Raw genomic sequence first — 12,380 nt, 5'->3', positions numbered from 1 at the left:
TGATCACATGGCGCTGCTCCCGAACTCCCGGACCGAGCCCGACGGTTCAGCCGTCATCCGCGTCCTCGGCTACAACATCCGCTCGATGCGCGACGACACCGACGCCCTCGCCAGGGTGATCACCGCCTGCTCCCCCGACCTGGTCCTCGTCCAGGAAGCCCCCCTCTTCTTCCGCTGGCGCAAGAAGCTGGCCCGCCTGGCGGCCGCCTCCGGCCTGGTCGTCCTCACGGGCGGCGCGACGGCCGCGGGCCCGGCGATCCTCTGCGATCTGCGGGCCACGGTGGAGCGGACGGAAGACGTACTCCTCCCGCTCACCCCCGGACTGCACCGGCGCGGCTTCGCCACGGCGGTGGTCCGCTTCGGCGGCGCCCGCCTCGGCGTCCTCAGCTGTCACCTCAGCCTCCGGAAGGACGAGCGGTACGAGCAGGGCGGCATGCTCCTCGACCGTCTGGCAGGCCTCGGCACCCCGCACGCGATCGCGGGCGGCGACCTCAACGAGCGCCCCGACGGACCGACCTTCCGGCGCCTCGCCGACGGCCTCCAGGACTGCAGGGCCACCGCCCCCTGGGGCGGCGAGCACACCTGGACCCGCGACGAGCCCCACCGCCGTATCGACGCCGTCTTCGCCACCAAGGGCATCGAGGTCCTCGGCTGCGGGGTGCCCCTGGGCCACCCCGGCGTGTCCGACGCCGACCTCATGAGGGCGACGGACCACTTGCCCGTGCTGGCCGCACTGAGGGTGCCCGCGGCCTGAACCACCGGGAGGTACCGCCTTCCGGGGCGGCCAGGACCGCCTTCAGCCCGCCGGGGTGATCCTGGCCGCCCTGGAGATCCCGGCAGGCTGAGGCGCCGCTCAGACGACCGCGCCCCGCCCCGGATCGCCGTCCTCGTCGTCGTCCGTCCGCATCCGCACCACCAGCGCGGTGAACCCGCCGAGGAAGCCGCCGATCCCGAGGGTCGCCAGCCACCAGGTCATGTCCCAGCCGAGCACCACGGCGAGCAGGAGCAGGACGGGGCCGCCGACCACACCCAGCCAGGCGAACTTGGCCGTGGTGTCGGCGTCGGGCAGCGGGGGCGGCTCGGGCGGCACGAAGTGGCCCTCGTCGTCCTCGTCGAAGTCGTCCTCGGACGCCTCCCGCGCCGTGTAGTCGCGCGGGCCGACCCCGGGCGCGAAGGAGACCGAGCTGCCCAGCGGCCGGGCAGGCGGCCGCGGCCGCTCCTCTTCGTCGTCGTCCGTCTTCTTCCCGGGGTTCCCGTCGATCTTCGTCCCGAGATCCTTCTCGGGCAGCGCGAGATCCTCGACCGGCTTGAACGGACTGGTGCCCGGTGGGTCCTCGGGCTCCTCGCCGTATCCGGCGACGATCGCCGCCCAGGCGGCCTCCTCGTCGAAGGGAACGCCCTTCTCGTCCGGCTCGCGGTCCTCGCGGTCGGAGTCGTGCTCAGCCAACTGCGGCCGTCCCTTCCTTGCCGACACTGGGTGCGAGCCGACCGATGAAGGCGAGGCTCTCCTCGAAGATCCGGTCCGCATCATGGTCCAACGTCGCCACGTGGTAGCTCTGTTCCAGCACGACCTCCGTTACGTCCGTCGAGGACACCCGGCTCAGGACACGGGCCGAGTCGGCCGCCGGCACGACGTGGTCGTGCACACTGCGCAGGAGCAGCAACGGCTGGGTGACCTGCGGCAACTCGCCGTCCAGCAGGCGGAGGAAGACGCGCAGGGAATGGGCCGCGCGCAACGGCACCCGGTCGTAGCCCAGCTCCGCGGCCCCTTCCTTCGCGATGTCGCTCGCGATGCCCCTCGTCGTACGGACGAGGTGCCGGGCCACCGGAAGGGCGTACGCGGACAGGCCGTGCACCTTGTTGGCCGGGTTGACAAGTACGACGCCCTGCACCTTCTCCCCGTGTTTCGCGGCGAGCCGCAGCGCCAGCGCCCCGCCCATCGACAGGCCGGCCACGAACACCCGCGCGCAGCGCTCGCGCATCAGACGCAGTTCGCGGTCCACCTCCGCGTACCAGTCCTGCCAGCCGGTGACCTGCATGTCCTCCCAACTCGTACCGTGACCGGGCAGCAGCGGCAACGACACGGTCAGGCCGTGCGCGGCATGATGCTCCGCCCAGGGGCGCAGCGACTGCGGCGCTCCGGTGAACCCGTGGCACAGGACGACACCCACCGGACCGCCCTCGTGGCGGTACGGCTCGGCTCCAGGGAGAACCGGCATTTCGGTCTCCTGTTCATGAGAGGGGGCGTGAACGACTCCAGGTGTTGCTTCACCGTACGCGACCCCACTGACACCGACCAGGGCAGGGCCGTCGGCGCCATTGACGGCGGACCGGGTTAAGGTCTGATCGACGGGAACAGGAGGCACTCGGTTGTTGTACGGCACGATGAAGGTCGCCATCGGGGGACCGCTGAAGGTCGCCTTCAGGCCCTGGGTGGAAGGCCTGGAGAACATTCCGGCCGAGGGCGCCGCGATCCTGGCGAGCAACCACCTCTCGTTCTCGGACTCGTTCTTCCTGCCCGCGGTCCTCGACCGCAAGGTCACCTTCATCGCGAAGGCGGAGTACTTCACCACGCCCGGCGTGAAGGGACGGCTCACCGCGGCCTTCTTCAAGGGGGTCGGCCAGCTCCCGGTGGACCGCTCCGGCGCGCGGGGCGCGGGCGAGGCGGCGATCAAGAGCGGGATAGAGGTCCTGGAACGCGGTGAGCTGTTCGGCATCTATCCCGAGGGCACCCGCTCGCCCGACGGCCGCCTGTACCGGGGCAAGCCCGGCGGCCTGGCCCGCGTGGCCCTCGCCACCGGCGCGCCGGTCATCCCCGTCGCGATGATCGACACGGAGAAGATCCAGCCGCCCGGGAAGGTGATGCCGAAGCTGATGCGGCCCGGCATCCGCATCGGCAAGCCCCTGGACTTCAGCCGCTACCAGGGGATGGAGCACGACCGGTTCGTGCTGCGCGCGGTGACCGACGAGGTCATGTACGAGATCATGAGGCTCTCCGGCCAGGAGTACGTCGACATCTACGCCACCGCGGCCAAGCGCCGGATAGCCGACGCCGCGAAGGCGTCCAAGGAGGCGGAGAAGGCGGAGAAGGCCGAGAAGGCGGAGAAGGCCGAGAAGGCGGAGAAGGCCGGGAAGAAGAACACCGAGTCCTAGCCGGAGTCGGTGGCGTCGGGGGAGTCGGGATCCGGGGGGCGTGGGGGACATGGCCAGGCGCGAGCGAGTCATGCGGATGTCGGTGGAGCTGCCGCTGTGGCGGGCGCTCAGCGGCTACCGCGTGCTGACGATGCTGTACGCGGTCGGCCTGTTCGCCTCCGCCTACGACGAGTACGACCGCCCCGGCGTCGCCATCGCCTACTACGCCGTCCTGTTCGTCTGGACGCTGGCCACGCTGCCCCGCGTGCAGAACGCGGTGGCCTGCACCAAGCGCTTCCTCGCCGTCGACCTCGCGGTCGCGCTCGCCGGCATCGTCCTCACCCCATGGGTGGCTACCGCCCAGCACATCGACCGCGGCGGCCCCACCCTGCCGTCGATATGGACGGCGGGGTCGGTCCTCGCCTTCGCCGTCAAGGGCGGCTGGCGCTGGGCCGCGTTCGCCTCCACGCCCGTCGCCGTCGCCAACCTGATCGAGCGCGGCAGCCCGGCCAGGGACACGGTGCACAACGTGATCCTCGTATGGGTCGCGTCCATCGCCATCGGCTACGTCGTCGAGGTGGCCCGCGCCTCCGAGCGCACCCTCGCCCGCGCCCTGGAGATCGAGGCCGCGACCCGGGAACGCGTGCGGCTCGCCCGGGACATCCACGACAGCGTGCTGCAGGTGCTCGCCATGGTGCAGCGGCGCGGCGCGGTCATCGGCGGCGAGGCGGCCGAGCTGGGCCGGATGGCGGGGGAGCAGGAGGTGGCGCTGCGCACGCTGGTCTCCGGCGGCCTGGTGCCCGTCCCGCGCACCTCCCAGGACCCGGCCGAGGGGGCGGTCGTACGGGCCGTCGAGGAGCCGGACGTTCCCGCCGGCCCCGTCGACCTGCGCGCACTGCTCGCCCCGTACGCCGGCGCGCTCGTCAGCCTCGCCGAGCCCGGCGCCCCCGTGTTCCTCCCGCCCGGCGCCGCACGGGAGCTGGCCGCGGCGGTCGGCGCCGCCCTGGACAACGTCCGGCGGCACGCGGGCGAGGGGGCCCGGGCCTGGATCCTGGTCGAGGACGAACCCGACGAGGTCGTGGTGACCGTACGGGACGACGGACCCGGTATCCCGGAAGGGCGGCTGGACCAGGCCGAGGGCGAGGGGCGGCTCGGAGTGGCCCTGTCCATCCGGGGGCGGCTGCGCGACCTCGGCGGAAGCGCCGAGCTGGTCTCGACTCCGGGGCAGGGCACGGAAGTCGAACTGAAGGTACCGAAGGACGACAAGGTCTCCCGGGGGAAGGCGGACAGGCGATGACCCAGCGGCAGGACCCGATCAGGGTCATGGTGGTCGACGACCACCCGATGTGGCGCGACGCGGTCGCCCGGGACCTGGCCGAGTCCGGCCTGGAGGTGGTGGCCACCGCGGGCGACGGCGAGCAGGCGGTGCGCCGTGCGAAAGCCGCGGCGCCCGACGTCCTCGTGCTGGACCTCAACCTGCCCGTCAAGCCGGGCGTCCAGGTCTGCAAGGAGCTGGTGGCCGCCGATCCGGCGCTGCGCGTGCTGGTGCTGTCGGCGAGCGGTGAGCACGCCGACGTGCTGGAGGCGGTGAAGTCCGGCGCGACCGGCTACCTGCTGAAGTCGGCGTCCACGGAGGAACTGCTGGACGCGGTGCGCCGTACCGCGGTCGGCGACCCGGTGTTCACCCCCGGCCTGGCCGGTCTGGTGCTCGGCGAGTACCGCCGGCTCGCCTCCGAGCCCGCGCCCGCTCCGGACACCGACGAGCCGAAGGCGCCTCGGCTCACCGAGCGCGAGACCGAGGTGCTGCGGCTGGTCGCCAAGGGTTTGAGCTACAAGCAGATCGCCGAACGCCTGGTCATCTCGCACCGCACGGTGCAGAACCACGTGCAGAACACCCTGGGCAAGCTCCAGTTGCACAACCGGGTCGAACTCGTGCGGTACGCCATAGAACGCGGGCTTGACGACGAGTAAAGCAAATTCCCGTCGGTTCACCGGAATTGCCCTTCCCGCCTCTCGCTGTGTGACGCGCATCACCACTACCGTTACTCTCCGTCAGGCAACCGCTGCGAAGGGACAATTCCATGCGGGTCGGAGTACTGACCGGAGGCGGCGACTGCCCCGGGCTCAACGCCGTCATCCGGGGCATCGTGCGCAAGGGCGTACAGGAGTACGGCTACGACTTCGTCGGCTTCCGGGACGGCTGGCGGGGGCCCCTCGAGGGCGACACCATCCGTCTCGACATCCCCGCGGTGCGCGGCATCCTGCCCCGCGGCGGCACGATCCTCGGCTCCTCGCGGACCAACCCCCTCAAGCAGGAGGACGGCGTCCGCCGGATCAAGGACAACCTCGCCAAGCAGGAGGTCGAGGCACTGATCGCGATCGGCGGCGAGGACACCCTCGGGGTCGCCGCGCGCCTGTCGGACGAGTACGGCGTGCCCTGCGTGGGCGTGCCGAAGACCATCGACAACGACCTCTCCGCCACCGACTACACCTTCGGCTTCGACACCGCGGTCGGCATCGCCACCGAGGCCATCGACCGGCTGCACACCACCGCCGAGTCCCACATGCGGGTCCTGGTCTGCGAGGTGATGGGCCGTCACGCCGGCTGGATCGCCCTGCACTCCGGGCTCGCGGGCGGCGCGAACGTCATCCTCATCCCCGAGCAGCGCTTCGACCTCGACCAGGTCTGTGCCTGGATCACCTCCCGCTTCAGGGCCTCCTACGCCCCGATCGTCGTGGTGGCGGAAGGCGCCATGCCGAAGGACGGCGAGATGGTGCTCAAGGACGGGTCGCTCGACTCCTTCGGCCACGTCCGCCTGTCCGGGGTCGGCGAGTGGCTTGCCAAGGAGATCGAGAAGCGCACCGGCAAGGAGGCCCGCACGACCGTGCTGGGGCACATCCAGCGCGGCGGCACGCCCAGCGCCTTCGACCGCTGGCTCGCCACCCGCTTCGGTCTGCACGCCATCGACTGCGTCCGCGACGGTGACTTCGGCAAGATGGTCGCCCTGCGCGGCACCGGCATCGTCCGCGTCCCGATCGGGGAGGCCACGGCGAAGCTGAAGACGGTCGATCCCGCGCTGTACGCGGAGGTCGGCGTCTTCTTCGGCTGACAACCCTGCCGGGCCCGGGAAGCGCGATCCCCGGGCCCGGAACGCTCAGTTCCTGCTGTCCGCCGCCGTGCGGAGCCGGCCGATCAGCTCGCGCACGATCGCCGCCCCGTTCAGGGTGAGCACCGACTCCGGGTGGAACTGCACCCCGGCGAACCCGGGACCCCGTACGGCGTGCACCTCGCCGTTCTCCGCCCGGCTCACCTCGATCCGGTGCGCGGCCAGCTCCCGGGCGGTCTCCTCGTCGCAGTGCGCGGTGAAGCTGTTGTAGAAGCCGACCGTCTCGGGGCGTCCGAAGAGGTCGATCGTCGTCTGCGCCCCCTGGTACGGCACCCGCTTGCGTACGAGGTCCAGTCCCAGCTCGGCCGTGATCAGCTCGTGGCCGAGGCAGACCCCGAGCACACCGTGCCGGTGCTCCCGGACCACCTCGGCGGTCAGCTCGCGCAGGAACCGCATCTTCGGGTCGGCCGGGTCCGAGGGGTCGCCCGGACCCGGCCCGAGCACCACCGGACCCTCGTGTGCGAGTACCGCCTCCCGCAGACCGGGCTCGTCGTACCGCCGGACGGTCACGTCGAGGCCACCGGAGCGCAGGACGTGCGCGAGCATCGCCGTGAAGGTGTCCTCCGCGTCGACGACCAGGGCGTGCCCGGTGAGTTTCGCGGACCGCTCCTGCATCCGCAGCCAGAACGGGGCCAGCGAGGCCCGGCGCCCGTCCAGCGCGGCCCGGACCCGCGGGTCGTCGGCCAGGCGGGGGCGTTCCCGCTCGTCGCGCGGCCGGGCGGGCCGCACCCCGAGGGCCGCCAGCACGCCCGCCGCCTTCGCATGGGTTTCCGCCACCTCGCCCGCCGGGTCCGACCCGCGCACGAGGGTCGCGCCGACCGGGACGCGCAGACGGCCCTCGCGGGAGATGTCGGCGGTGCGGATCAGGATCGGGGAGTCCAGGGTCTGGGCACCGCCGGAGTCCCGGCCGAGCAGGGCCAGGGCGCCCGCGTAGTAACCCCGTCCGCCGACCTCGTGGCGTTCGATCACCCGGCACGCGTTCTGCACCGGGGACCCGGTGACCGTCGCCGCGAACATGGTCTCCCTCAGCACCTCCCGCGCGTCCAGGGAGGACTTCCCGCGCAGCTCGTACTCGGTGTGCGCGAGGTGGGCCATCTCCTTCAGCCGGGGACCGACGACGACCCCGCCCATGTCCCCGACGGTGCACATCATCTTGAGCTCCTCGTCGACCACCATCGACAGCTCCTCGATCTCCTTGCCGTCGGCCAGGAAGCCCAGCAGGTGCTCGGGAGTCGGTCCCCCGTCGGGGTAGCGGTACGTCCCGCTGATCGGGTTCATGACGACGGTGCCGCCGGCCATCCGCACGTGCACCTCCGGGCTGGCGCCGACCAGCGTCCGGTCCCCGGTGTGCACGACGAACGTCCAGTACGCCCCCCGCTCGCCCTCCAGCAGCCGCCGGAACAGCGCCATCGCGTCGGCCCTGGAGAACTCCGGGATCTCCCCCTGGTACGTCCGCCGGATCACGAAGTTGGCGCCCTCGCCCCGCCCGATCTCCTCGCGCAGCACCCGTCCGACGATCCCGCCGTACTCCTCGTCGTCGACGTCGAAGCCACCGCCCTCGACCCGCACCCGGTGGGAGGGCAGCGCCGCCAGCGCGTCGGTGAGCGGGACCTCGTACGACTCCTCGGGCAGCAGCACCGCGAGCGGTGTGCCGTCGTCCCGGACGTCGAAGCCGCGCTCGCCGATCTGCCGGAAGGGGACGAGCGCGAGGCCCTCGTCGGGCAGGTCGGCGAGACGGTCGCGGGTGACGACCGGGCCGAGGAGGACCTCGACCGTGTTCTCGTCGCGGCCGGGGGTGCGGCGGCGCAGCAGGGCGAAGGGGCGGGGGTCGGCAAGGAGCTGTGCCAGGTCCATGGGTTCCTCTTCCGTCGAACTGTCGTCGATGTCGGTGAGGAACGACCCCGGGAACACCGAAGGCCGCCCCTCGGGCGGCCTTCGCGAAGTCTTGCGTACGCGCAGTCAGTGGGCCGCCGGATGAGCGGTCCACCACCAGTTCTGGGTCGTCAGCGCGAACATGCCGGGAACCCTACCGCACCGCTCGCCCGTCCGTAGGGTGATCGCCCCGTCTCACTTTTCGAGCAGGAGGAAAATCCGTCGACATGACCCCGTAGTGTTTACCGGGTGACCGTGAACGCTAAGACCAGCCAGAGCGCTGGCAACACCTGGCGAGACCTGCCCGCGGCGCAGCAGCCCGAGTACCCCGACGCCGAGGCTCTGCGCGCAGTGATCGCGGACCTCGAGTCGTATCCGCCGCTCGTCTTCGCGGGCGAGTGCGACCAGCTGCGCGCCCGGATGGCGGCCGTCGCCAAGGGAGAGGCGTTCCTCCTCCAGGGCGGCGACTGCGCCGAGGCCTTCGACGCCGTGTCCGCCGACCACATCCGCAACAAGCTCAAGACGCTGCTCCAGATGGGCGCCGTCCTGACGTACGCCGCCTCGGTGCCCGTGGTGAAGGTCGGCCGCATCGCCGGCCAGTACTCAAAGCCGCGCTCCAAGCCGACCGAGACCCGCGACGGCGTGACGCTCCCGACCTACCGGGGCGACTCCGTCAACGGCTTCGACTTCACCGAGGCCGCCCGTGTCCCGGACCCCGAGCGGCTGAAGCGGATGTACCACGCGTCCGCCTCGACGCTGAACCTGGTGCGCGCCTTCACCACCGGCGGCTACGCCGACCTGCGCCAGGTGCACGCCTGGAACCAGGACTTCGTGCGGTCGTCCCCGTCCGGCCAGCGCTACGAGCAGCTCGCCCGGGAGATCGACAACGCGCTGCACTTCATGCACGCGTGCGGGGCCGATCCGGAGGAGTTCAAGACCGTCGAGTTCTACTCCTCGCACGAGGCGCTGCTGCTCGACTACGAGTCGGCGCTCACCCGGGTCGACTCCCGCACCGGGCAGCTGTACGACGTCTCCGGGCACATGGTGTGGATCGGCGAGCGCACCCGGCAGCTGGACCACGCGCACATCGAGTTCGCCTCGAGGATCCGCAACCCGATCGGCATCAAGCTCGGCCCGACGACGACGCCCGAGGAGGCGCTGCAGTACATCGACCGCCTCGACCCCGACCGGGAGCCGGGCCGACTCACCTTCATCGTCCGGATGGGCGCCGACAAGATCCGCGACCGGCTCCCGCACCTGGTGGAGAAGGTCACGGCGTCCGGGGCGACGGTGGCCTGGGTGACCGACCCGATGCACGGCAACACCTTCGAGGCGGCCTCCGGGCACAAGACCCGCCGCTTCGACGACGTGCTCGACGAGGTCAAGGGCTTCTTCGAGGTGCACAAGGAGCTGGGCACCCACCCGGGCGGCATCCACGTCGAGCTCACCGGTGACGACGTCACCGAGTGCGTGGGCGGCGGCGACGAGATCTTCGTCGACGACCTGCACCAGCGCTACGAGACGGCCTGCGACCCGCGGCTGAACCGCAGCCAGTCCCTGGACCTCGCCTTCCTCGTGGCGGAGATGTACCGGGACCAGTAAGCGGCGTGCTTCGTCGGTGGGGCGCGGATCACATGCGATCCGCGCCCCACTCCGCTTTCGCGGGCCCGACCCGGCGAGTAAGGTTAGGTTTGCCTCACCGAGGAATCGGGACGGCAGGACCGATCGATCCCATCGGGAGGTGAACCCGCGTGTACGTCTGCAGCTGCTTCGGTGTCACCGAGGCCCAGGTGAAGAAGCACGCGGAGGACGGCGCCTGCACGCCCCGCCAGATCGCCTCCGCCTGCAAGGCCGGCACCGACTGCGGTTCCTGCGTCCGCCGTATCCAGTCCATCCTCGGCCGCGGCGCCTGCCCCACCCGTGAGCCGGCCGGCCGACTGCCGGCCCTGGACGAGGCGGCCTAGGAAAAGCCGCTCCCCAGGGCCTGACCCTAGCTCTCCGGCTGTTCGATCAGCTGGGCGATGTAGAGGGCCTCGCCGAGCTTGTCCAGCAGTTCCAGTTGGGTGTCGAGGTAGTCGATGTGGTGCTCCTCGTCGGCGAGGATGTCCTCGAAGATGTTCGCGGACGTGATGTCGCCCTTCTCGCGCATCAGCTTGATGCCACGCCTGAGCCGGTCGATCGCCTCCACCTCGATCTGCTTGTCCGCCTCGAACATCTCCCTGACCGTCTGCCCCACCCGGACATGGAACAGCCGCTGGTAGTTCGGCAGCCCCTCCAGGAACAGGATGCGGTCGGTGAGCACCTCCGCGTGCTTCATCTCGTCGAAGGACTCGTGCCGTGTGTACTTGGCGAGCTTCGTCCAACCGAAGTTCTCCTGCATCTTCGCATGCAGGAAGTACTGGTTGATCGCGGTGAGCTCGGCGGTGAGCTGCTCGTTCAGGAACTCGATTACCTCGGGATCGCCCTGCATCGCGGCGGCTCCTTCCACATGGGGAACGGGGGAGGTTGCGGCGGCATGATGTCATCGGCGTCGAAGATCGTCCAGTAAGCGCGTACTCAGTAAGTTAGCGCGTACTTACTTCCGGTTTGCCCGCCTTGGTGCCTCCCTGGTCATGTGCACTGCCCGGGGTCTGTCAGGATGGAGTCATGGGTCAGCCGGTGGAGCGCGAGTCTGGAGAGTCGGGAGAGACCGCACGGCCCGGGCTTCCGCCGGGGCAGCGAATCCAGCGCGGCTGGCCGGTCACGCACTACGGTCCGGTGCCCAAGTTCCGGCCCGAGCGCTGGGAGTTCCGGGTCTTCGGCGCCACCGCCGACGGCGAGAAGCACTGCTGGAACCACGAGGAGTTCACGGCCCTGCCGTACACCACCGTCGTGGCCGATCTGCACTGTGTCACGAAGTTCAGCATGCTCGGCGCCGAATGGGGCGGCATCCCGGCCCGGACCATCCTGGAGATCGCCCCGCCCGCGCCCGACGTCACCCATGTGATGGTCTGGGCGGAGTACGGGTTCAGCTCCAACCTCCGCCTGACCGACTTCGCCTCCGGGCGGACGCTCTTCGCCACCCACAAGGACGGCGAACTCCTCACCGCCGAGCACGGCTTCCCGCTCCGCCTCGTCGTCCCCCATCTGTACGCATGGAAGGGCCCCAAATGGGTGCGCGGGGTCGAGTACATGACCACGGACCGCCGTGGCTTCTGGGAGGAGCGGGGCTACCACAACATCGGCGATCCCTGGAGGGAACAGCGCTACTCCTACCAGGAGGAACCGGGAGACGGGCCGGAGCTGTGAACCTCAGCCGTCCCTGAGCTTCTTCAGGCGCTCCACATCGGCCGCGTGGCCCTCCTTGCCGCCCGGTGTCTCGATGACCAGCGGGACTCCCGCGGTCGCCGGGTGGGTCATCAGGGCGCGGAAGGCGTCCTCGCCGATGTGGCCGGCGCCGATGTTCTCGTGCCGGTCCTTGTGGGCGCCCACCACGTCCTTGGAGTCGTTGGCGTGGATCAGCTTCAGCCGGCCCTCGCCGACCGTGTCCACCAGCAGGTCCAGCGTCCGGTGCATGCCGCCGAGCCCGGTCAGGTCGTGGCCGGCGGCGAAGACGTGGCAGGTGTCCAGGCACACACCCAGCTTCGGATGGGCGTCCAGTGCCTCGAAGTACGGTCCGAAGTCCCAGGTGCGGGAGCACAGCGAGGCGCCCTGCCCGGCCGTCGACTCCAGCAGCAGATACGGATCGTCGTCGTGGGTGAGCTCGTCCAGCAGCGGCAGCAGATGCTCCCGCACCTGCTGCAGCGCCACGGACCGCTCCCGGCCGCCGGTCGCGCTCCCGGTGTGCACCACGACCCCGAGCGCACCGATCTCCCGGCCCCGCCGCAGCGAGTGCCGCAGGGACTCCACCGACCTCTCCACGGTCGCCTCGGTGTGCGAGCCGAAGTTGATCAGGTACGGCGCGTGCACGTACGCCGGGACGGCGCTCTCCGCGCACGCCTGACGGAACGCCTCGTCCTGCCGCGGGTTCCCGGCGGGCGTCGCCCATCCACGCGGGTTGGCGACGAAGACCTGCACCGTCTCGGCCTCCAGCTCGCGGGCGTACGACAGCCCCACGGAGTGCAGACCACCGGCCACGGGCACGTGCCCGCCCACGGGATTGCGGGCGGGGCCGGGGGCGGGGACGGCGGGAGCGGGGTGCTGCGGTGTCACCCCTTCAGGGTGTCATGC

14 protein-coding genes are annotated in these 12,380 nt (G+C 70.9%); 8 read left to right on the top strand and 6 right to left on the bottom strand.

All coding sequences use genetic code 11. The features are described from left to right. Nucleotides 1-7: 7 nt before the first annotated feature. Nucleotides 8-754 carry an endonuclease/exonuclease/phosphatase family protein gene (locus ACWC21_RS04790; protein ID WP_450878146.1) on the top strand — a complete coding sequence of 249 codons (747 nt, stop codon included), beginning with the start codon at nt 8-10 and terminating at the stop codon, nt 752-754. Nucleotides 755-853: 99 nt separating this feature from the next. Here the strand turns inward: ACWC21_RS04790 and ACWC21_RS04785 are convergent, their stop codons facing one another. Together ACWC21_RS04785 and ACWC21_RS04780 are read right to left on the bottom strand one after the other, a co-directional pair. Next, the gene (locus ACWC21_RS04785) at nt 854-1,447 is read right to left on the bottom strand and encodes a hypothetical protein (RefSeq protein ID WP_450878144.1); all 594 of its coding nucleotides are present in this window, start codon (nt 1,445-1,447) and stop codon (nt 854-856) included. Next, the gene (locus ACWC21_RS04780; RefSeq protein WP_450878142.1) at nt 1,440-2,219 is read right to left on the bottom strand and encodes an alpha/beta hydrolase; all 780 of its coding nucleotides are present in this window, start codon (nt 2,217-2,219) and stop codon (nt 1,440-1,442) included. Before ACWC21_RS04780 ends, ACWC21_RS04785 begins: the two co-directional genes overlap by 8 nt. A 166-nt stretch (nt 2,220-2,385) precedes the next feature. Between ACWC21_RS04780 and ACWC21_RS04775 the strand changes: the two genes are divergently transcribed. The 4 genes from ACWC21_RS04775 to ACWC21_RS04760 all read left to right on the top strand — a co-directional run bounded on the left by ACWC21_RS04775 (nt 2,386) and on the right by ACWC21_RS04760 (nt 6,242). After that, nucleotides 2,386-3,153: a lysophospholipid acyltransferase family protein gene (locus ACWC21_RS04775; RefSeq protein ID WP_450878288.1), complete on the top strand. Its 768-nt coding sequence runs from the start codon at nt 2,386-2,388 to the stop codon at nt 3,151-3,153. A gap of 49 nt (nt 3,154-3,202) precedes the next feature. Further along, nucleotides 3,203-4,429, top strand: coding sequence for a MacS family sensor histidine kinase (gene macS / locus ACWC21_RS04770; protein WP_450878140.1), 1,227 nt, complete (start codon nt 3,203-3,205; stop codon nt 4,427-4,429). Beyond that, entirely contained in the window at nt 4,426-5,103 is a 678-nt protein-coding gene (locus ACWC21_RS04765) for a response regulator (RefSeq protein ID WP_450878138.1), read from the top strand. The genes macS and ACWC21_RS04765 overlap by 4 nt, the downstream gene beginning before the upstream one ends. A gap of 110 nt (nt 5,104-5,213) precedes the next feature. Then, complete coding sequence (locus ACWC21_RS04760; protein WP_450878136.1) at nt 5,214-6,242, top strand: 6-phosphofructokinase; 1,029 nt, start codon at nt 5,214-5,216, stop codon at nt 6,240-6,242. Nucleotides 6,243-6,287: 45 nt separating this feature from the next. On the opposite strand, the gene ACWC21_RS04755 is transcribed toward ACWC21_RS04760, so the two are convergent. Together ACWC21_RS04755 and ACWC21_RS04750 are read right to left on the bottom strand one after the other, a co-directional pair. After that, nucleotides 6,288-8,153 carry an anthranilate synthase family protein gene (locus ACWC21_RS04755; RefSeq protein ID WP_450878134.1) on the bottom strand — a complete coding sequence of 622 codons (1,866 nt, stop codon included), beginning with the start codon at nt 8,151-8,153 and terminating at the stop codon, nt 6,288-6,290. Nucleotides 8,154-8,258: 105 nt separating this feature from the next. After that, nucleotides 8,259-8,315, bottom strand: a complete 57-nt coding sequence (locus tag ACWC21_RS04750; protein ID WP_123970384.1) for a trp operon leader peptide — start codon at nt 8,313-8,315, stop codon at nt 8,259-8,261. A gap of 105 nt (nt 8,316-8,420) precedes the next feature. On the opposite strand from ACWC21_RS04750, the gene ACWC21_RS04745 reads away from it, so the two are divergent. Together ACWC21_RS04745 and ACWC21_RS04740 are read left to right on the top strand one after the other, a co-directional pair. Continuing rightward, complete coding sequence (locus ACWC21_RS04745; RefSeq protein WP_450878133.1) at nt 8,421-9,773, top strand: class II 3-deoxy-7-phosphoheptulonate synthase; 1,353 nt, start codon at nt 8,421-8,423, stop codon at nt 9,771-9,773. Between the two features lie 149 nt (nt 9,774-9,922). Further along, nucleotides 9,923-10,135, top strand: a complete 213-nt coding sequence (locus ACWC21_RS04740) for a (2Fe-2S)-binding protein (RefSeq protein ID WP_450878131.1) — start codon at nt 9,923-9,925, stop codon at nt 10,133-10,135. 26 nt (nt 10,136-10,161) lie between these two features. Here ACWC21_RS04740 and bfr read toward each other — a convergent pair whose 3' ends face one another. Further along, a complete protein-coding gene (bfr, locus tag ACWC21_RS04735; protein WP_450878129.1) occupies nt 10,162-10,641 on the bottom strand; it encodes a bacterioferritin in 480 nt (159 codons plus the stop codon). Nucleotides 10,642-10,817: 176 nt separating this feature from the next. On the opposite strand from bfr, the gene ACWC21_RS04730 reads away from it, so the two are divergent. After that, a complete protein-coding gene (locus tag ACWC21_RS04730; protein WP_450878127.1) occupies nt 10,818-11,459 on the top strand; it encodes a sulfite oxidase-like oxidoreductase in 642 nt (213 codons plus the stop codon). Between the two features lie 3 nt (nt 11,460-11,462). Here the strand turns inward: ACWC21_RS04730 and ACWC21_RS04725 are convergent, their stop codons facing one another. Next, on the bottom strand, nt 11,463-12,362 hold the full coding sequence (locus ACWC21_RS04725) for a deoxyribonuclease IV (RefSeq protein ID WP_450878124.1): 900 nt from the start codon (nt 12,360-12,362) through the stop codon (nt 11,463-11,465). Nucleotides 12,363-12,380 lie beyond the last annotated feature (18 nt).

This window comes from Streptomyces sp. NPDC001348, assembly GCF_053597535.1.
The sequence above is the reverse complement of the archived record's forward strand: the minus strand, read 5'-3'. Positions and strand labels throughout refer to the sequence as shown.

Coding starts and splice junctions, on each gene's coding strand:
- bfr (WP_450878129.1), bottom strand. CDS start 10,641: ATGCAGGGCGATCCCGAGGTAATCGAGTTCCTGAACGAGCAGCTCACC.
- ACWC21_RS04760 (WP_450878136.1), top strand. CDS start 5,214: ATGCGGGTCGGAGTACTGACCGGAGGCGGCGACTGCCCCGGGCTCAAC.
- ACWC21_RS04730 (WP_450878127.1), top strand. CDS start 10,818: ATGGGTCAGCCGGTGGAGCGCGAGTCTGGAGAGTCGGGAGAGACCGCA.
- ACWC21_RS04780 (WP_450878142.1), bottom strand. CDS start 2,219: ATGCCGGTTCTCCCTGGAGCCGAGCCGTACCGCCACGAGGGCGGTCCG.
- macS (WP_450878140.1), top strand. CDS start 3,203: ATGGCCAGGCGCGAGCGAGTCATGCGGATGTCGGTGGAGCTGCCGCTG.
- ACWC21_RS04775 (WP_450878288.1), top strand. CDS start 2,386: ATGAAGGTCGCCATCGGGGGACCGCTGAAGGTCGCCTTCAGGCCCTGG.
- ACWC21_RS04755 (WP_450878134.1), bottom strand. CDS start 8,153: ATGGACCTGGCACAGCTCCTTGCCGACCCCCGCCCCTTCGCCCTGCTG.
- ACWC21_RS04790 (WP_450878146.1), top strand. CDS start 8: ATGGCGCTGCTCCCGAACTCCCGGACCGAGCCCGACGGTTCAGCCGTC.
- ACWC21_RS04765 (WP_450878138.1), top strand. CDS start 4,426: ATGACCCAGCGGCAGGACCCGATCAGGGTCATGGTGGTCGACGACCAC.